This is a genomic window from Nostoc sp. (assembly GCF_036917935.1).
GTDB lineage: Bacteria > Cyanobacteriota > Cyanobacteriia > Cyanobacteriales > Nostocaceae > Nostoc.
On record NZ_JBALEL010000002.1, the window covers coordinates 390,425 to 410,239 of the forward strand.

The following is a 19,815-nucleotide window of genomic DNA, read 5'->3' on the forward strand; positions in this document are numbered from 1 at the left end:
GATTTTCTTAAGGCACAAAGTAAGGTAAACTCCGCCCTATTAGTTTCATAAAGATTCAGTGAAGAAATTTTAAGAGTTTGTCAAATTTATTGTTCATTTTGTATTTCTGTAAACCCACGCCATGAATTATCCCATTCCAGACAGTCCCCAAGAAATTATTGCCCTGCGACAACAGCCGATTGATGAAGAACTAGTTGCCAGTGCGATCGCTGGAGTAATTAAAATTGTCCGCGCTCAGGGTCAATCTTTGGAAGAATTAACCGCTCAGTTGCTAGCGGATGATCCACTGCTGGATCAGCAACAACGTCGCTGGTTAAGCCAATTAGTTGCCCAATCCTGGGAAAAGTTCTCCTAAAACCTTGTAGATGATCAAGTTTTGGTCGCAGCATTATATTTCTAGCTCTGCACCTAAATATTGGCGATGCCTGCGGCGGGCTGCGCCTACGCATTTTAGGTACAAAATTAACAATAATGCTCAGTATGGGATTGGCAATTGGGTTGTTATTTTTGTATTCATGGCATAACAGCCACTAAATTAACCATATCAGCGTTTTACCTTGCTAATGAATTTTACAACGTTCTGAAACGAAAAGACCTCTGGTGCAAAGCAGGGGTCTTTTTTTTGATCGCAATCTTTATGCTGTTTAAGCAACACCTCGGTATATAACTCATTTGAGCGATCGCTAACTAAGTGAGTAGAAATAAATACAACTATGCTACAAATCCATTTGAAAGCCTTGACAATGAATAATCGTAGTCAGCGGCTCTAGCCATTTAAAATCTTATGCAGAGCGATAAATCGCTGACAACGAACAAAAGTTTTATCTTACATTTAATTATGTCTACCTACTTATCCAATGACGATCGCTTTCAACCCATCAACCTTTTTGAGTACGAAAAGCTAGCAAAAGAATATCTGTCTCAAACGACACTTGATTACTATAGCAGTGGTGCTTGGGACGAAATCACATTGCGAGATAATCGTGCTGCCTTTGAGCGAGTCAAGCTGCGACCTCGGATATTAGTCGATGTGAGCGATCGCAATCTAACTACCTCCATTTTAGGACAACCCCTGCAACTACCTTTGTTAATTGCACCGATGGCTTTTCAATGTCTAGCCCATCCAGACGGAGAAGTCGCCACGGCCCTAGCTGCTGCATCGGCTGGTGTGGGTATGGTGTTAAGTACAATGGCAACAAAGAGCATTGAAGAAGTGGCGACTGCATGTAATCAGTTTCCAGATTCTCTGCGATGGTTCCAGCTTTACATCCATAAAGACCGGGGATTAACTCGTGCTTTGGTAGAAAAAGCCTATAAAGCAGGCTACAAAGCACTTTGTCTAACTGTAGATGCACCTGTTCTCGGACAGCGCGAAAGAGATAAACGTAATGAGTTTGCCTTACCTCAAGACTTACATCTGGCTAATCTTGCTAGCATCTGCGGGCTAGATATTTCCCATGAAAAAGGCGAGTCTGGGTTATTTACCTATTTTGCCCAACAGCTAAACCCAGCAGTCACTTGGGACGATTTGGAATGGTTGCAGTCTTTATCTGGGCTACCTTTAGTGATCAAAGGAGTTTTACACCCAGATGATGCTGTGCGGGCTGTAGAATATGGAGCCAAAGCAATTGTTGTTTCTAATCATGGTGGCAGACAACTCGATGGTGCGATCGCTTCTTTAGATGCCCTAGCTGAAATAGTCGCCGCAGTAGATGGTAAAGTAGAAGTGGTCTTGGATGGAGGTATTCGTAGGGGCACAGACATTCTCAAAGCTCTGGCATTAGGAGCAAAAGCAGTACTAATCGGACGACCTATTTTGTGGGGACTAGCGGTAGCAGGACAAATCGGTGTATCTCATGTCATCTCACTATTACAAGATGAATTAAATGTGGGAATGGCACTTAGCGGCTGTGCCAAACTAGAGGATATTGACCCTAGTTTATTGACACTGCCACGCCTTTAAGCCGGAGAATTCTTAAAACTGTTATTGATTACCAGCAAAACTTTGATAAATAATTTTCAGACTTGTTACAAAATCATTTAATTAGAGTATAATAGTTAAAGGTTAGATATAAGGGCGGGTGGCGGAATTGGTAGACGCACCACACTCAAAATGTGGCGGCCTTACGGTCATAGGAGTTCGATTCTCCTCCTGCCCACTACCAAACAAGTCTTAGAGAGGCTAAAAACTTATGCGCCTGAAAAGATGGGAATCTCCCCGCAAAGAAGGCAGAAATGATAAAGGTAGAGGCGGTTCTGCTAGGAAGCGTCAACTGAAAAAACAAAGGCAAATGTTACGCCAAAGACTCAAGGAAAGTAACAAACAAGACAATAACAAAAACGAGAGAGTGGGGAAAGATGAATTTATCTTTCCCTTATTTTTTGGGCTTTTATTTCAGAAAAAAATAAAATTTAGGGATTTTTCAATCCAGAGACTAAATTAAATCTGTAATAAATTTGGAAATCATAAGAAAAAATTATTAGCCATTCTTTAAAATATACTAACTTTAATTAAACCTCTTAAGCGCATACTTACGTATCAAAATCGGCAGACTAAGGAACGTGGATTAAATAAAACGCAAAACCTCACCCTCAATCCCTCTCCTTATAAAGGAGAGGGATTGAGGGTGAGTAAGCAAGGGAGATAAATTGTATGTTATTTAATTCTTATTCCTAAGTGGCTGGTATTCTACTTTAGAATTTCAGTATTTTAGGTATTATATACTACTTAATATATAGCATAGCTATAGGAATTTATCGCAATTATAATGCTTGGATGAACGAATCAAAAATTAATTATGAAGGAAGTATGAATTTTGTCAAGCAGCGTCTGAAATCCTTAGCTTAAAACAGTAAGCTAGGACACAGCAGCAAATAATTCTAGTCTTACCGATTAAGCCAAAAGTATACTAAAAAGGTAATTCCACCTCCACGTGTTAACTTCCAACAATCACACAAGCCTACAAAAAGTCAGGAGTCATCCAATCTTAATTATTCAATATTCGGATTGGTCTAGGTAATCTATGAATTTTTTTCTTGGATACAGGAGTTATTGATGGTGGCGAGAGTGCTTCTACCTACTAAAAAAGTGCTTGATTTTCCTATTACTGCTTTACGGTTTGACGATCAGATACAAACAATAGTTAAGTGGGGGAGTAGGCATGAGAGTAAAACTGTATATGTAGCCAATGTACACATGCTGATTGAAGCTCATTGGAATCCAGAGTTTGCCACCGTATTGAGAAATGCAGATATAGTTACTCCTGATGGTATGCCTCTAGTCTGGATGATGCGAAAAATGGGAGTGCTTTACCAAGAACGTGTGGCAGGGATGGATATTTTTCTCGCCTTGTGTCAGTTAACTCAAACACAAAATCTGAGCATTTTCTTTGTCGGTTCCCAAACAGAAATTCTTTCTCGGATGCAAAAAAAGTTAGAGCAGGAATTTCCGCAGATAAAGATTGCGGCGATGGAACCTCTACCCTTTCGTCCGCTGACTGAAACTGAAGACGAAGCCTTGGTTCAAAAGATTAACTCTAGTGGTGCTAGCGCCGTCTTAGTGTCTCTGGGATGTCCCAAACAAGAAAATTGGATAGCCCAACATAAGGGCAAGATACAAGCTGTAATGATTGGACTGGGTGGAGTTTTCCCAGTTTATGCAGGAATTCACAAGCGGGCACCCCGGATAGTTCGAGACTTAGGACTGGAATGGCTGTATCGATGGATTCAAGAACCGCGCCGACTTTGCGGACGCTATGCTAAGACCATTCCACTCTTTATATGGCTGGCTAGCAAGCAACTACTATCATCAAGTCGCATTGCAGCAGTCTTCCTTCACGAGACTGGGGATTAAAGAAAAATAAATAGGGTGAGACTGACTTGTAAGGCGTTGATCATCAAGTGAAGCAGATTTTAGATGCCAAGGAATCGCGATCGCAGAATTTTATCCCTTAAGCACGAAGATGCAATGGTTCACCCCAAAGTGATGAAAGAGGCTAAATGCAAGGATTGCGACCAATCAATGTCCTGCTGTAAAAACCCATTATCTGAAATCAACTATTAAAGTACTTGACATTAACCCAGGACTAAATGCTATATTAACTACAGTGAAGTCGTTGGGGCGTCGCCAAGTGGTAAGGCAGCGGGTTTTGGTCTCGCCATCCCTGGGTTCGAATCCTAGCGCCCCAGTTAATCTAAAAGACAGGCATAACAGCCTGTCTTTTAGAGTATTTAATGGCATTTTTAAGATGTGTCTCAATGCATCTAATTTTGTAAATGTTACTTGTCAGGCGATTTGAGAGCTTGATCCAGAGTCTGCCGAGCCTGTTCTGCTTTAGCCCGCGCTTCCTGGTAACGCACATTAGCTTGGGCAAAATTTTTGAGAACTTTAAAACCTTCCTTAAGTCGAGTAATTTCCTCTTCAGTCACCGACTCATCGGTGAACAGAACATCAACAGCTTTGCGAATTTCCAACGCTTCCGCTCGTGACTCCTGAACTTTCAGCTTGAGCGTCGCCAGGTTACTCAGAACCTGGACAGCTTGTGTAATCGTATCCTCACCACTAGCAGTATCAATAGTTGACTCTTTAACCTCAATTAATTGTTGAGGGCCAAATCCTTCTTCCAGTTCCGTGGGTAGCTTACCTGCATCCATCAGTTCCATTAACTGATCCATTGCTTTATCACGGGCTTTGGCTGAATCTTTTCCAGAAACAGTAAGGATAATTTCTGGGCTTTGAGCGAGAGTGTATTGAACCATATTTGAGCAGAAAATTTGCTGTTTAACCAAGCTGAGGCAAATAATTATAGCATGTTGCGTGTCAGGTAATTTGTTGATTTATCATCAATTAAAGGGTTTAAGACCGAACGTCAACACGTAGCTCAGAAAAGTTTAGTCCCTCCAACTTTGCTCAGTTACCCTGCCTTAAGCAAGCTACACTCGGAGTTTAAATAAGAGTCTGAAACTCTCTTCTCTACCAGACGCTCTTGCTAGCTTGCTTGCCTGTGAGGGTACAATTTTGAATTTTGAATTGTTACCCCTATCCCTGCCAAGTCGCTCAAAATAAAACTTTATACTTAAGAAAAGGGAATAATTTTCAACAGGAGAGGAGAGCAATGGCTCCCAGTCCCACCATCATGCAAGCTGTGGAACAACTGGGCTACCGTGTCACCGTTGGTGATGTGGCAACTCAGGCAGGATTGAACGTCGCTGAAGCTAATCAAAGCTTGTTAGCCCTGGCATCTGATGCTGGCGGACATTTGCAGGTAGCGGATTCAGGTGATATGGTTTTCCTTTTCCCACAAAATTTTCGAGCAATTTTGCGTAATAAATACTTGCGTTTACGATTGCAGGAATGGTGGAAAAAAGTCTGGAATGTTCTATTTTACCTAATTCGCACTTCTTTTTTAATTTTCTTAATTGTTTCCATCACCCTGATAATTATTGCCATCTACATTATTACTACCTCTATCAATTCAGACCGTAACGGGGACAATCGGGGCAGTAATTATGGCGGTGGGGGGTTCTTCTATTTTCCCAATATATTCTGGTATCTTAGCCCAAATTATGACGCCCACAACCAAGAACGGCGACGTGAAAACCGTGAACAAAGCAATCTGAATTTCTTTGAAGCTGTATTTTCGTTTTTGTTTGGCGATGGTAATCCTAACGCCAACTTAGAAGAACGTCGTTGGCAAGAAATTGCTACGGTGATTCAGATTAACCGTGGCGCAGTGGTAGCGGAACAAATTGCTCCATATTTGGATGACATTGGCCAGGGATACACAAGAGAGTACGAAGATTATATGCTGCCCGTTCTGACGCGATTTAATGGGCAACCGGAGGTAAGTCCAGAAGGTCAAATTGTTTATTATTTTCCAGAGTTGCAGGTGAGTGCAGTTAAAAAGCGCCGTTATGCAATATCAGATCACTTGGAGGAATTTCCCTGGCGTTTTAGCGCCGCAAGTTCCGGGCAAATTATGCTCAGTGCTGGGTTAGGTATACTAAATTTTGTTGGTGCTTTAGTACTGGGAAGTTTGTTGAAAGGTGGCACTGTTGCCGCCCAATTAGGTGGACTGGTAGCTTTTGTCCAAGGAATTTATTGGCTGCTATTGGCTTACGGAGCAGGTTTTTTAGCCATACCGTTATTGCGTTATTTCTGGATTCGGTGGCGTAATCGGAAGATTGTTGATCGCAACCGCGATCGCCTTTCCAGAGCAAGAATATTGGCAAGTCCTGATGCACCTTTGCAACAAAAAATCGACTATGCTCAACAATTTGCAACAGAAAAAGTCATTGGTAGCGAAGATTTAGTATATTCTAGCGAAACTGACTTACTCGACCAGGAAGTTGAACGTTCTGCACAAATTGACGCTGAATGGCAAAAACGCTTGGAACGGGGGAGTGGAGAATAGGAAGCAGAGGCGCAGAGGGGCAGGGGGACAAGGGAAATAATCAATGCCCCAATCCCCAATCCCTGATTACTTCGCCTGAATTGGTGTTAGGGCTACACCTTGATAATAATGTCCCAAAATTTGCAGGTGGTTTACTCCTTGCCGAGCCAGATTGTACGCTCCCCACTGACTCATACCTAAAGCATGGCCGTAGCCAAGCCCTTGCAGCAGAAAACTACCATCGGCTCCCTTGGTGACGGTAAACCGGGTACTTTTTAACTTTAGGGCTGTTCGCACTTCTTCGCCCTGTAGTACCTTCGTGCCTCTGTTGCCGACAATTTTCAACACTTTAACACTGCGGAAAGGTGAGTATGTCTCTGGAATCATGTCCGTCACACTGCCCACCGCTGGAAATTTAGCGCTAATTTCACTGGGCGAGAAGGTTTTCACCCAAGTACACTCGCGGATATTTTGATCGTAGTCTTCAACAGCACGTAGGTAAGGCTCGTTGCTTCCCCAAACATCTTCCACGTTTTCCGTGTGTCCCCCAGAACAAGCGTGGAAGACTGAGAGAATAATCTGGTTTTTGTAAGTTAGTACCTGCCCTAGTGTGGAATCAACTGCGGCGTAGGTAGAAGGAGCTTCACTGATGACACCTTTGTAAATTTGCCAACGATCGGGGGTATTACCTAAATCGTAAACGGGATTATTCCGTTGTTTTTCACGTTCGTAGAGAGCATAAGTACGGGCTGCGATCGCCTGAGCTTTCAGCGCTTCTTGGGGCCAGCTAGCATCCATTTCGCCACCCAGAACGCTGTAGAGATACTCTTGGTCATCAACCCAGTTAACAGCCGTTAAGCCTTTATCTGTGGGGACAACCAGAGTTCTGCCCCGATACCAGCGATCGCCAATATAAACGAATCCTTTACCAGTTGGCTCAATCCAAAATAAACCAGACTGCCATTTATCTAAAGCAACTCCACCCGGAACGGCTTGGGCATAATATGCACTCATCGCCGGCAACTGTCCGAGAGTCCGTCCGGTACTATCCTTGACGATCCCAGTGGTGGAACTGCCCACTTTTACCTGATTAACCCCTCTCTCAATTGCCACGCGCAGGATTACAGACGCTTGGGCTGGGGCAACCAAAGCTATCCACAAAAGGATACTTACCCACCAATGACGTACTTTAATCTGGGAAAATAAAGAGCCTAAGTAAAGTTGGAATTTCATGTTGATCATCTAATCACACTAGTATCTAATTGACGCTCTGGATTATGGCGTCTACTACTTTAAGATGAGACACTTCTCCAACGCAGGAGGTTGCCACCTGCTACTAATTATGCATTTTGCTTTAACTATAAGGTAGAAATTAGGTGAAGGGGGAAGGGTAGAATTCCTCTCCTCTGTCTCTTTCCAATGCCCAATGCCCCCCTACTTCTTCAGTCTACGATGCCAATACCTTTTGAGAATTGCTCACTTCATTAGCGATAATTCCAATTAAATTCAACTTACTCAAAATTTCTGTAGCTTGAGTCAGTTCAGTTCGAGTCACTTTCCCCATCCGCTCTACCATTACAATCCCATTGCAAAAAGATGCCACAATCCTAGCATCAACCGTACCTAAAATAGATGGAGCATCTATCAGTACTAGGTCATAACTTTGCTCAAATAACTCTATTAATTCTTTCATCCGTTCAGAACTGAGCAACTTCACTGTGTCTTCTGGTTCCGGTCCAGCAGTCAAAATATCAATCGAGGGGTGAATGGGCTGGATGTAATCTTGAAAATGACTAGTTGTCTCATCAACTAATAACAGAGATAGTCCCCAGTCATTGGATAGTTCTAGGATTTTGTGCAGGCTAGGATTATGTAAGTTAGCATCAATTACTAATACCCGTCGATGCATCCGGGTAGCACTAGCTACAAGTCCCAATACTAAGGTTGTCTTCCCTTCCCCTGGTAGTGCTGAAGTAAACATCAGCGACTTGAAGGGTAAGGGATATTTTAATATTTGAATATTTTGGTAGATCATATCCAAAGTTTCATGTACGGGCAATTTAGTACTGGCTTCTATTACAGAAGAATCTGAGCTTCGCCGCCGATTCCAGGGCAGTTCCAGCCGCCGATTTTTGACACCACGCAACGGTAGTTTTGGTACTGAACCCAGTACACGTAGGTTCGTCAGTTTCTTTAAATCTCCGGCACAATAAATAGCGTCATTAAACTTTTCTAAAATCAGAGCTGCTAAGATACCTAAAATTGGCCCAATTACCGCTCCTCCAACCAAAAGGAATAATCTATTATTACCCATATAAGTACCCGGAGAAGGTTCTGCCAAAACTTGCCAGTTATATCCTTCTTGAGCAACTTTCAGTCCCAATGACTGTTGCGCCTGGAGTAGGTGTTCAAGGTTTTTGCGACTAGTTTCTACCTTTGACAGCAGACGGTTATACTCTGCTATTAAACTTGGGTATTTGTTTAGCTCAGAGCGGAGTCGCTGTTCTGACTCGGCTAAATTCTTTTCATTAGCAGTTAGTCCTAAAACTGTTGTCTGTACCAAAATAAACTCATCTACTAGCGTGGGATCAACCCCTACCATTTGCCCTTTAAAGAGCGGTTCTCCCTTACTGCTAGTAATAGCTTTCACCTCTTGCCGTAATAGCGACAGTTGACTTTGGCGTTGCTGCTTTAGTTTTTGTACCGATGGATAATCGTCTGTATAACGCAGCCGCTCCTTAGCCAATGCTAGTTCAGTCTTTTGAATTTCACTCAATAATGCTTGGTAGCGGCTTGACTGATTTAAACGAGAAGAAATTAGTGTATTTTGCTGGGATGAAGACGCTATTTGTTGCTCTAGGTTATCGTAGCGAGCGTTTACATCTTGAAGGTTGGCACGAGCGGTTTGTAGCTGTTGTTGAATATCGGCTAGAGATTCTAGCAAAATTTTACTTTGGACTTCGGGATCGAGTAATTTATGTTTCTTGCGAAACTGTTCCAAATTTTTATCAGCTTTACTCACCTCTTTTTTTATCTCAGGTAGGCGAGTATTTACAAAAGCCAATCCCTGATTCAGACGTTCTTTTTGTTGCTGTTTATTGTAGTTTTGATAGACTTTTTGTATAGCTTGAAGTACCCTTTGAGCTTTAACTGGATCGTCATCATTAAAAGAAACTTTAAATGCTTGATTAAAAACTTTATTTACTCCTATGCCTCCCTCTTCTGGAGTCACTTCTAGAGGTGCTTTTCTGTTATGTTCTTTTTGACCATTGATATCTTGTAAGGTAATATCAGGATAATCAGAATGAAGCAAATCTACAGCTTTCTGAAGCAACTTAGAACTCAGCATGAGTTTCATCTGAGTAGTGGAATCAACAACTTGAGAATTGGAATCAGTAACCTGAGTATCTGCCCCAACTGGGATATTATTTGACTGTACTCCTTCAGATAAATTGGAATTCACCAATATCTGCATATTGCTCTGGTAAGTAGGTTTGGCAATGATAGCCAAGAGGCTAGCAGCTGACATAACTACACAGGAAACCCCCAAGATCAGAAAGCGTCGGCGAAGCAAAATAGTAGATAGTTGTCTGATGCCAACTGCGCCTTGTGCGGAAGTAGTAACCTGTTGCTCTTGATTCAGACTAGTCTTAGTCACTATCAAACTCCTCTAATATCGAACACTATATTTATTTGGAAGATTTATGAAGAATGTGAAATGATTTTTTTACACCTAATAGCTGCAATAGCATACTTAATTCTTCTTCCAACGATGACAAGCTAATTGGCACAATGTTATGCCAACTGGCGCTTTCATGTTCATCAATTCATCCATATAAATTCTTAATCAGTGTTGGAAGAATAAATTTTTAATAAATATTTTATTTAAGGAAGAAAAATCTTGACAGAAAATTAATTATTTTTCCTGAGTTTTTAAGTAAAAAACTCTCTGATTCACAACATTACTATATATTAAAGTTATTTTGATAACTTGTAATCTAAAAAACACATTGAGACACATTGATAAAAATATTTAAACCATACTATAGGACTAGTATTTGATTTTGGAAATGCACGTAGTGGACTGTCTAGGCAAAATAGTGCATTAGACTTTTGTTGGGTGGAGCGCAACCCAACATATATCAGGATGTTGGGTTGCGCTCCGCTCCACCCAACCTACAATTTTTTTGCCAGATTAAAGCCTAGACAGTCCACTACAAGACTACCGAGATTTTTTCAGAAATCAAATATGATTCCTATATTTATATAGTATTGATACACCTAGTTAACTAGCTGACTTACTCGTAAAATTAAGCTGCTGTCTATTTGCTGGGCGTAACGATTGGGACTATTAAACTTCAAGATAGAGCCTGGTTAATTTTAGATTAGAAGAGTTCAATAAAAAATCTAAAATCTGTCTTGGAAAGTTCTGAGACGCTTTTGCTAGCTTGCTTCTCCGTAGGAGTACGCGGACTCGCTTTGAGTGACGCTAACGGAGGAAACCTCCGCTCAGACTTTCCGCAAAATCCCAAATTTAAACGCCTACCTTGGTTAACTCTACTTCCCGTCGCCTGGGTACTTCATGAATCATAAAATCGTAAGCCATATCAGTACGGGGAAAAATAGCACGGGCTTCCTTGAGGAGATCCTTCAACTCCAAGGTATTTCCGGGGGCATAGCGGGGACTAAAATGACTCATAATCAGTCGATGTGCCCCAGCAGCTAAAGCTGTTTGCGCTGCCATTGTGGTTGTGGAATGCAATCGCTGAAAAGCCATATCTGCATCTTGATGGGCAAAGGTTGCTTCGTGAATTAATACGTCTGCATCATGAGCTAATTCCACTGCACCATCACAATAAATTGTGTCTGTACAATAGGCAATTTTTCGACCAATTTCTGTAGGGCCGCACAATTGGGTGCCATCAATCACCCGTCCATCAGCAAGAGTAACGGTTTCACCGCGCTTGAGTTGACCGTAAATCCGACCAGGAGGAATTTGCAAGGACTTGGCTTTTTCCACATCAAAGCGTCCTGCTCGGTCTTTTTCGGCTACGCGATAGCCGAAAGCTGTGATGCGGTGATGCAAATTACCGCAGCTAACGGTGAAGTCATCGTCTTCATAAATTACCCCTGGACGGATGGCGTGAACTTTGATCGGGTAAGAAAAGTGCGTGTAGGAATAACGTGAGGCGGATTGAATGTAATCATTTAATCCAGGTGGGCCATAGATATCAATTCGTTCCACATTACCAGCCAAGCCGCAAGTAGCAAGAAGTCCCATCAAGCCAAAGATGTGGTCGCCGTGCATGTGGGTGATAAAAATTCGGGAGAGTTGACTGATTTTCAGTTCACTCCGGATAATTTGATGCTGAGTACCTTCGCCACAGTCGAATAACCAGAGTTCTGCCCTTTGGGGTAATCTCAGGGCGACACTGGAAACATTGCGCGATCGCGTGGGTACACCGGAACTCGTCCCTAAGAATGTTATCTGCACAGTGTTCTTTAGTCTTCCTATTGCTCAATTTGCAGCTCTATTTTCTATAGTGGCACGGTTAATGAGTAAAATACTTAGGATTTTGGGGATTGGGGATGGGGCATAGTTAATAACCCATTGTTATTTTTCCCCTAGCTAGTACAGACAGACAAAAATCCTGTGGTGGAACTAAAAGCCGCTACAGGAAAAATTAAAATAATCAAATAATTAGAAAAAAGTTGTCAGATTTCCCAATTGGTTGTTTGTTTATGTAATATTATTTACAAGCCGATCCCGAATTGTTTTAAGTTGGTCTTGAGTCTTAATTGGCTCTCGCGGTGCTGGTAATTCCGTATTCGGCCAGTTAGGTAAATCATTGCAGGGGCATAACAACGCGGGCATCCCGACGTTTCGCGCCGCTACTGGCATACTGCACCGGCCACAAGGCAGCATATCCCATGCTGGTGTCAACAGTTCAGCAATGGTTTCATGAGTACCCTCAAGGTAACAATCACCCGATTTTGGTGAAATAATTTTTTGCCAGCACTCTTCAAATTCTTCACTATAGCGATCGCCATTTAGCACCGATAGCGGCAAAAAGCTTGCCTCCCCGTTGCCCGTAATCACTTTCTTACCCAACTGAAACCAGTAGGCAAGGTATCCTCTAACTTCTTGTTTGGTTGCCATAAGACAATTTTAGATTTTAGATTTTAGATTTGGGATTAATTTGAATCAAGAGTTAAGAATCTTGACTCCTGAATATTCCAGCATCCCCTTTATTTGGCAATGGCGAACCAAGGACTCCCAGATTGAGGACATGACCACCAGTCACTAAATAAACAGTTTCGCTGAGTGTACTTAACTGGCGCACTAAAGAACCCAGGCGATCGCGGAACTTCCTCCCAAGCGGATAAGCTGGTATCACACCCCAACCCACCTCTTCTGCTACGAACAGCATATCAGCAGCAACCAGTTCCACGGTCTCTAACAACTGTGCAAGAATGTTTTCCCAGCTAGATTCGTCCTGTTCCAGGAGATTAGCAACCCAAGTTCCTAAAGAATCAACTAAGAGGCAGGTAGAGGGTTTGGCATCGGCGAGGGTAGCAGACAGTTCCACGGGTACACATAGAGTTACCCAGTCTTGGGGACGACGTTGTTGGTGTTCTAAAATGCGTTGATGCCATTCTTGGTCATCTGGATTGTCAGTGGCTGTTGCTACGTAAACAACTGCTTTACCCGACTGGATGGCTAGAGTTTCCGCCCACTCACTTTTACCAGATCGTGCTGGCCCTGTTACTAAAATGATTTTACCCAAAGTTGTTTACTGAGTATTTTAACAATATGCCTACGGTGTCGAGTTTAGAGGATATCTGAAAAGTATTGCGCTAGTAAGAAATTAGACTTTAGAAACATCTTCTTAATTCATCGGTGAGATTTTTGGTTTCAAATAACTTTTAAGGGATAAAATTAGCACCAGCATCATTGATGCCACAACTGGCAAAAGCCAAAAATCCCAACAACCCCATTCTCAATTATTCAATACCACTGGGGACAGCAAACTTTAGGATGTCTTTATGAACGCAGGCTTAAAACGCATTGAAGCAACTCTACACGATTTAGGGAATCGCGGCCCTGCCTCTACTGCCGAAACAAGTGATTCGACGACAAAACGCCCTTTCTCTTTTAGAATCAGCGTCGGAGCCAACGAACCCACAGAAAGTACACCATCTCCATCCTCTCAGGATGAGGAAGTTAAGTCACAAGGACAAACAGTTGACTCTGGTGTAAATACTGAGAGTGATTATTCTTCTGAACAAAATTTCTTTCCTCACCATGACTCTGTACAGACCTTTCAAGCAGAAGAGAATGGTAACAGAACACCCAGCCTACCCAAGTTAAAAACTCCGAGCTTTAGTAGCCATCGCCACGGTGCGAATCCAGCATTGGCAATGAATCTATTGCAAGAAATTCAGGAAACTGTTGCTGGTTGGCAAACAGAATTGCAAAATATTTTGAAGCAGATTCAGGATATTTACTTAGAAGGGCCAATTGTCAATGGCTGGTTAGAATCCAATCCCCAGGAACCAGAACCGGGAGGAACCGCAACACTGCGCCATGCAGAAGTTGACCGCCTGATGAACTACGTAGAAGAAATTTGCGCTACTGGTGGGAAAGTATCCTATCAATCATCGATTACTGGCTATCGCCTCTGCGGTGTAGACGATACTGGTAAAGTCTGGTCGCGCCCATGTCCACCGGATCAGGTTCCCAATGTTAGTATGGCGATCGCTCGTTACCAAAAGTTACGTCAACTGTTAGGACTCAAGCAATCTTTGGAAACCCGCCTGAGTCAACTAGCCCAAACTCTTGTAGTTTTACACAGTCATATTCAACAAACGTGAAGTTTTAAAGATTATTTCCGAAGAAACTCGGTTGGTGGGTCGGTAACTTTTGGTTTAGATTAACTCTCAGCAGTTATGCGTTGGATTTAAGATTTTAATCTAAAATCCCAAATCTCAAATCCAAAATTAAATCTATGCCAGACACTCAAATCTCTGCGATTATCTGTACTCACAATCGAGATACCTATTTAGGGGCTGCAATTGATAGTCTTTTAGCGCAGGATTTTGCTGCTGACTTTGAAATTGTGGTAGTTGATAATGGATCTAGCGATCGCACTCGTGAAGTTGTAGAACAAAGAAGCCACAATCCGCGCCTGAAGTATGTTTTTGAACCCACCATTGGTTTATCTGTCGCCCGCAACACGGGTGCAAAAGTAGCCACTGGTGATATTCTTGCTTATCTAGATGACGATGCCGTTGCCAGTCAGGGCTGGCTACAAGTTTTATATTTTGCCTATTACAATAATTCTAAGCTAGCGATCGCAGGTGGCAAAGTCACTCTCCTGTGGCCCCCTGGAATCCAACAACCACGGTGGCTATCTCCGGGGCTAGCTGCAAATCTAGGTGCATACGACTTGGGTGACAGTAATATATACATTGAGCAACCGGGGTCAACACCCAGAGGCTTAAATTACTCTATCCGCCGCTGTTTCCTAGAAGAAATTGGCGGTTTTGATCCTCATCTCGGTCGAGTCGGGAAAAATCTCTTATCTAATGAAGAACTGCAAATGACCGAATTTGCCCTACAGCGTGGTTGGCAAGTCGCTTATCTTCCCGAAGCACTAGTAGCTCACAATGTCGCCCCAGAGCGCCTCCAACGCTCCTGGTTTTTAAACCGAGGCTGGTGGCAGGGTATCAGTGAATGCTATCGAGAACAACTCGCTGGTAAAGCTGGCATCGCTCAATTGCAGCGAGGTAGCGAACGGTTTGTGCGCGGCTTGTATAAGGCATTGCAATATTTCTCTGATCCAGCAGAACGGTTTGATAAACTTGTGTATGCTTACGGTCAGATTGGTTACTTAAATGCTGCTATTCAGGGTCTTTTATCTACATCAAATAAAAAATAGCCAATAACATAATTTATACTCAAATGCCATCTAAAATACCAGTTTCAGTACTAATTCCGGCCAAAAACGAACAAGTAAACTTGCCTGCGTGCCTCGCTAGCCTCAGCAGAGCAGATGAAATATTTGTAGTAGATTCTCAAAGTACCGACAACAGCATTGAAATTGCTAAAAGTCACGGTGTAAATGTCGTACAATTCAACTTCAACGGACGCTGGCCCAAAAAGAAAAATTGGTCTTTGGATAATCTACCTTTTCGCAACGAATGGGTACTAATTGTAGATTGCGATGAGCGCATCACCCCCGAACTTTGGTCAGAAATTGACCAAGCAATTCACAACGAGGAATATACAGGTTATTATCTCAACCGCCGCGTATTTTTCTTAGGAAAATGGATTCGTTATGGTGGTAAATATCCTGATTGGAATCTACGTTTATTTCAACATAAAAAAGGTCGCTACGAAAATCTAAATACAGAAGATATTCCGAATACTGGTGATAATGAAGTTCACGAACACGTGATTTTACAGGGGAAAGTTGGGTATCTCAAAAATGATATGCTCCACGAGGACTTCCGCGACCTTTACCACTGGTTAGAACGCCACAACCGCTATTCTAACTGGGAAGCCAGGGTTTATTTTAATATTCTTACAGGTAAAGATGATAGCGGTACTATCGGCGCTAATCTATTTGGTGATGCCGTGCAACGCAAACGATTTTTGAAAAAAGTGTGGGTACACCTGCCATTTAAACCAATTTTGCGGTTTGTTTTATTTTATATAATTCAACGCGGTTTTTTAGATGGCAAAGCAGGATATATTTATGCACGTTTGCTGAGTCAGTATGAATATCAAATTGGCGTTAAACTTTACGAATTACGTAACTGTGGTGGTCACTTAAATACTGCAATTATCCCGAAGGAGGGAGCAGGAGAGCAGGGGAGCAGAGAAGCAGAAGGAAAGCTATTGACCATTGATTCCTAACTATACCAATTTTAGATTTTGAATTTTTAATTTTGGATTGAAGAAAAAATTTAAAGTCTAAAATCTAAAATCTAAAATCTAAAATTGAATGACAAATGACCAACCTTTCGTAGATTTACGCAAATATGACCAATCTTGGTTTGATCGGGGGCGTCCAAGTTGGTATGTTTTACTATGGTGGTTTGTACAAGCGATCGCTTTTCCCCTTACTCCTCAACCATTAAATATTCTGCGTTGTGCTTTGCTACGATTATTTGGCGCTCGTATCGGCAAAGGCGTATTAATTCGACCTACCGCCCGCTTCACCTACCCTTGGAAAGTTACCATTGGCAACTACAGTTGGATTGGAGATAACGTAGTTTTATACAGCCTCGATCAGATCCACATCGGTGAACACTGCGTAATTTCCCAAAAAAGTTACCTGTGTACTGGTAGTCATGATCTCCAAGATCCTGCCTTTGGGTTGAAAACAGCGAGTATTACCATTGACAATGGTGCATGGGTGGCGGCAGATTGTTTTGTTGGGCCGGGAGTGCAAATCGGGGCTAATGCCGTGATTGGCGCTCGTAGTAGTGTTTTTACTAATATGCCCTCTGGGCAGGTTTGTTGGGGAAGCCCTTGTCGTCCTAAAACGGTTCGGATAAAATTTGATCCCCCCACAAACCCGTGATTTTATAAATGATTAAAATCCTTCGTAAGAGCAGTGGTAATATGTTTTCATGGCTGCTCTAATCCTTGCTATTGATGAACAAACTATTGGATGAAACGCTGTCAATCAAAATTGCTGAACTTATAAACAGCAGGGCTAGCACTCCGTTTGATAATGCTTACAAAGCAGCATTGTCCACCCAGGGAGCAAGATATATTCAGGGATTTTTAGCTTTTCCTGGGAAGCCATACAGACCAGTTGAACACAGTTGGATTGAGCTAGACGAGACCTTAGAGAATGACTCACTTGTACGCATTATCGATCCCACATTGCCGCACCTAAACAAAAATCCCCAAGAACTCTGGTATTTTGCAGCACAAAGGCTGACCATTAAAAAACTGAAAGCCATCATTGAAGAATCGAAAGAAGATTATCCAGAAGATGATCCATTACCAATCTATGGTGATCCACCTTATGAATATTATGGTGATGTAATGTTAGGTGGTCAAGACTATTTAGCAGCATATCAAGCCGCAGAGGCTAAGTGCAGAGAAATCAACGAACTCAACCCTGAAAGAAACTAACAAAAGTGAATTAAATAATTCGTAATTCGGAATTACGAATTATTTAATACGATTTCCCATCGCTGCCAAAGTATTCCCTATAGCCACAAATTTTGTCTCCACGCACATCAAACGAAACTGCTACCCGATTTTTGTAAAGTTGTCCGAATAAAAGTCCCTCATCCCGAAACTCAAAGACAGCCGTTGTTTCATTGCTAGTAATACGGTCTAAACCAGTCAGATTCAAACCAGGACTAAAGGATTCAAAAACGTACTTGAAAAATTCTCTAGCTCGCTCTTTTCCGACATTTAAACCGTGGAATTTACCCATTGGAAACCAAAGGGTAAAATCTTCTGTGAGCATATCTAACAATGCTTCCCAGTCTCCTGTTGCCATACCATAGGTAAGATGTTCAAATGCCTGCCGAGCAACTTTTAAAGTATTTTCTGAATCTTGTGTCATTATGGCTCCCCTTTAATATCCAACTTTTAGACAATTTTGCTTTGTAGGTTGTAAAATTACTACAATTAGTGACTTTTGCCAATTAATATTGCAAAAGTTACACATAACTTAATTAATCGTAAAAGTATTTGTGTTGTTGAAAGTCGGTTAATTGCCAAATTCAGGAGATGCATAATGTCCTATCGTGAAGTCATTATTCCAAAAGGGATGGAAATTCTTTTTGAAAAGTTTCATTATTGCCCTGGTATTAAAGTTGGAAATACCTTATATATTTCAGGACAAGTAGGCAGAGATGAGAATTTGCAGGTTGTTAAGGGAATAGAAGCTCAGTTTGTTCAGGCTTTTGAGAATGTTAATCAGGTGCTAGAAGCAGGAGGAGCTACATTCGATAATGTCGTTGAGATGATTACATACCATGTCACTGAAGCCGGACTAGGTGAATTTAAAACAGAAGCTATTGCTTCTGGTCAATCACCTGATATCATTCCATTTTTGCCAATTTTTATGCAGGTAAAAGACCGCTATTTCACCAATAACTTTCCTACCTGGACTGGTCTGGGGGTAGTCGGACTATCGACCCCAGGACTAATCGTTGAGATGAAGTGTACGGCAATTGTTGACAGTTAAAACCTAACAACTACTTTACCGCAATTTTTACCACTAAGTAGATATTCGACAGCAGCCGGAATGGATTCTATGCTGTTAAACTGGGTTGGGTCAACTGCAACTTTGAGTTTCCGAGAGTAGAAGAGGTAAAAGATGCGATCGCGTGCCTCTGGTATATATTCTTTATAATGAGGCATGAGAAAGCCTCTCACAGAAGCAGCTTTCCAAAATAGCTGTTGATAAATGCGTGGTTGTGTAATTTGTTCTATATTGTTTGCGTATTCGGAGATGAAACCAACCACTACTAACCGTCCCCGCACTGCCAAGTTTTCAACGCAGGTATCAAATACGGCTTTACCTACACACTCAAAAATTAAATTAATCCCATTGGGGTATTCTTGCTTGAGGACTTGATTGAGATTTTCTGTACGATAGTTGATAATGCGATCGCACCCTAATTCTCTCAATAACTTTGCCTTCGCCTCAGAACTACAAGTACCAATGACATGATTACCAGCTAACTTTGCCAATTGCACCGCAATATGACCAGTTCCCCCTGCTGCTGCTGTCACTAAAACCACTTCATTGCTTCCCATCTCTCCCACTTGTTCCAATGCCACCAAAGCTGATACAGCTGTAGGTATCAGGGTTAGTAACTCTGGTGTTGCTTCCCGCACTTTCACCGCTAAGTTTGCATCGATAACCTGATATTCTCGATAACCACCACCACGCAATGTAGTTATGACAGCATCACCTATTTGAAAATCTTTAACATTTTCACCAATAGCGACAACTTTTCCCACAGCTTCCACACCTAAATCAAAGGGAGGAATTGAGTTAACATAGGGAACATCACCACGACAAAGTAAGGTGTCAAAGCCACCGTTAACGCCAGCAAATTTGTTTTGAATTAAAAGTTGACTATCAGCAGGTTGGGAAATAGGAACTTCGACAACTTCAACAGCAAATTTAAAATCTGGATTCAGTTGTTTTGCTATTAACTTTCTGTAGGTTGTTGCGTTCATATCTAAATCTTAGATTTACCTTACTCCTCAATTATTACTTTTAACGTAGATAAGTAAGTGGGTCAAATTAAATATAAAACCTCACCCTACCTCCGGCTTCCCTCTCCGATGCTTTGGAGAGGGATTGAGGGTGAGGTTTTATCTTATATTTAATTACACCTACCTACTTAGCAATCCTAAATAATTCCTGAAAAT

18 protein-coding genes and 2 tRNA genes are annotated in these 19,815 nt (G+C 41.9%); 12 read left to right on the top strand and 8 right to left on the bottom strand.

Going from position 1 to position 19,815, the window contains the following annotated elements; translation table 11 throughout:
- Positions 1–121: 121 nt before the first annotated feature.
- From V7K62_RS01925 to V7K62_RS01945, 5 genes are all read left to right on the top strand, one after another.
- Positions 122–355 carry a hypothetical protein gene (locus V7K62_RS01925; RefSeq protein ID WP_094349603.1) on the top strand — a complete coding sequence of 78 codons (234 nt, stop codon included), beginning with the start codon at positions 122–124 and terminating at the stop codon, positions 353–355.
- Positions 356–838: 483 nt separating this feature from the next.
- Complete coding sequence (locus V7K62_RS01930; RefSeq protein WP_334861126.1) at positions 839–1,963, top strand: alpha-hydroxy acid oxidase; 1,125 nt, start codon at positions 839–841, stop codon at positions 1,961–1,963.
- 112 nt (positions 1,964–2,075) lie between these two features.
- Positions 2,076–2,159: transfer RNA gene (locus V7K62_RS01935), tRNA-Leu, on the top strand.
- 896 nt (positions 2,160–3,055) lie between these two features.
- The gene (locus tag V7K62_RS01940; RefSeq protein ID WP_334861128.1) at positions 3,056–3,853 is read left to right on the top strand and encodes a WecB/TagA/CpsF family glycosyltransferase; all 798 of its coding nucleotides are present in this window, start codon (positions 3,056–3,058) and stop codon (positions 3,851–3,853) included.
- 263 nt (positions 3,854–4,116) lie between these two features.
- A tRNA-Gln gene (locus tag V7K62_RS01945) sits at positions 4,117–4,188 on the top strand.
- Positions 4,189–4,278: 90 nt separating this feature from the next.
- Here V7K62_RS01945 and V7K62_RS01950 read toward each other — a convergent pair.
- Positions 4,279–4,758, bottom strand: coding sequence for a hypothetical protein (locus V7K62_RS01950; protein WP_322678601.1), 480 nt, complete (start codon positions 4,756–4,758; stop codon positions 4,279–4,281).
- Between the two features lie 356 nt (positions 4,759–5,114).
- On the opposite strand from V7K62_RS01950, the gene V7K62_RS01955 reads away from it, so the two are divergent.
- Positions 5,115–6,413: a hypothetical protein gene (locus V7K62_RS01955; protein ID WP_334861131.1), complete on the top strand. Its 1,299-nt coding sequence runs from the start codon at positions 5,115–5,117 to the stop codon at positions 6,411–6,413.
- Positions 6,414–6,479: 66 nt separating this feature from the next.
- Here V7K62_RS01955 and V7K62_RS01960 read toward each other — a convergent pair whose 3' ends face one another.
- The 5 genes from V7K62_RS01960 to cobU form a co-directional block, all read right to left on the bottom strand.
- On the bottom strand, positions 6,480–7,625 hold the full coding sequence (locus V7K62_RS01960; RefSeq protein WP_334861133.1) for a SpoIID/LytB domain-containing protein: 1,146 nt from the start codon (positions 7,623–7,625) through the stop codon (positions 6,480–6,482).
- Between the two features lie 214 nt (positions 7,626–7,839).
- A complete protein-coding gene (locus tag V7K62_RS01965; protein ID WP_334861135.1) occupies positions 7,840–10,050 on the bottom strand; it encodes a GumC family protein in 2,211 nt (736 codons plus the stop codon).
- Positions 10,051–10,926: 876 nt separating this feature from the next.
- A complete protein-coding gene (locus V7K62_RS01970; protein ID WP_334861137.1) occupies positions 10,927–11,886 on the bottom strand; it encodes a ribonuclease Z in 960 nt (319 codons plus the stop codon).
- A gap of 246 nt (positions 11,887–12,132) precedes the next feature.
- Entirely contained in the window at positions 12,133–12,552 is a 420-nt protein-coding gene (locus tag V7K62_RS01975; protein ID WP_334861139.1) for a hypothetical protein, read from the bottom strand.
- A 52-nt stretch (positions 12,553–12,604) separates the two neighbouring features.
- Entirely contained in the window at positions 12,605–13,180 is a 576-nt protein-coding gene (gene cobU, locus V7K62_RS01980) for a bifunctional adenosylcobinamide kinase/adenosylcobinamide-phosphate guanylyltransferase (protein ID WP_334861141.1), read from the bottom strand.
- A gap of 259 nt (positions 13,181–13,439) precedes the next feature.
- Between cobU and V7K62_RS01985 the strand changes: the two genes are divergently transcribed.
- The 5 genes from V7K62_RS01985 to V7K62_RS02005 all read left to right on the top strand — a co-directional run bounded on the left by V7K62_RS01985 (position 13,440) and on the right by V7K62_RS02005 (position 17,547).
- The gene (locus V7K62_RS01985; RefSeq protein WP_334861143.1) at positions 13,440–14,267 is read left to right on the top strand and encodes a hypothetical protein; all 828 of its coding nucleotides are present in this window, start codon (positions 13,440–13,442) and stop codon (positions 14,265–14,267) included.
- 134 nt (positions 14,268–14,401) lie between these two features.
- Positions 14,402–15,334 carry a glycosyltransferase family 2 protein gene (locus tag V7K62_RS01990; protein WP_334861145.1) on the top strand — a complete coding sequence of 311 codons (933 nt, stop codon included), beginning with the start codon at positions 14,402–14,404 and terminating at the stop codon, positions 15,332–15,334.
- A 23-nt stretch (positions 15,335–15,357) separates the two neighbouring features.
- Positions 15,358–16,314, top strand: coding sequence for a glycosyltransferase family 2 protein (locus V7K62_RS01995; RefSeq protein ID WP_334861147.1), 957 nt, complete (start codon positions 15,358–15,360; stop codon positions 16,312–16,314).
- Between the two features lie 88 nt (positions 16,315–16,402).
- Positions 16,403–16,984, top strand: coding sequence for a hormogonium polysaccharide biosynthesis acetyltransferase HpsU (gene hpsU / locus V7K62_RS02000; protein WP_334861149.1), 582 nt, complete (start codon positions 16,403–16,405; stop codon positions 16,982–16,984).
- Between the two features lie 74 nt (positions 16,985–17,058).
- Positions 17,059–17,547 (top strand): hypothetical protein, encoded by a 489-nt coding sequence (locus V7K62_RS02005; protein WP_334861151.1) that lies wholly within the window; start codon positions 17,059–17,061, stop codon positions 17,545–17,547.
- A 43-nt stretch (positions 17,548–17,590) separates the two neighbouring features.
- Here V7K62_RS02005 and V7K62_RS02010 read toward each other — a convergent pair whose 3' ends face one another.
- Positions 17,591–17,989: a nuclear transport factor 2 family protein gene (locus tag V7K62_RS02010; RefSeq protein ID WP_334861153.1), complete on the bottom strand. Its 399-nt coding sequence runs from the start codon at positions 17,987–17,989 to the stop codon at positions 17,591–17,593.
- Between the two features lie 174 nt (positions 17,990–18,163).
- Between V7K62_RS02010 and V7K62_RS02015 the strand changes: the two genes are divergently transcribed.
- Positions 18,164–18,616 carry a RidA family protein gene (locus V7K62_RS02015; RefSeq protein WP_334861155.1) on the top strand — a complete coding sequence of 151 codons (453 nt, stop codon included), beginning with the start codon at positions 18,164–18,166 and terminating at the stop codon, positions 18,614–18,616.
- Here the strand turns inward: V7K62_RS02015 and V7K62_RS02020 are convergent.
- On the bottom strand, positions 18,613–19,620 hold the full coding sequence (locus V7K62_RS02020; protein WP_334861156.1) for a zinc-binding dehydrogenase: 1,008 nt from the start codon (positions 19,618–19,620) through the stop codon (positions 18,613–18,615). The two genes, V7K62_RS02015 and V7K62_RS02020, sit on opposite strands and share 4 nt — an antisense overlap.
- Positions 19,621–19,815 lie beyond the last annotated feature (195 nt).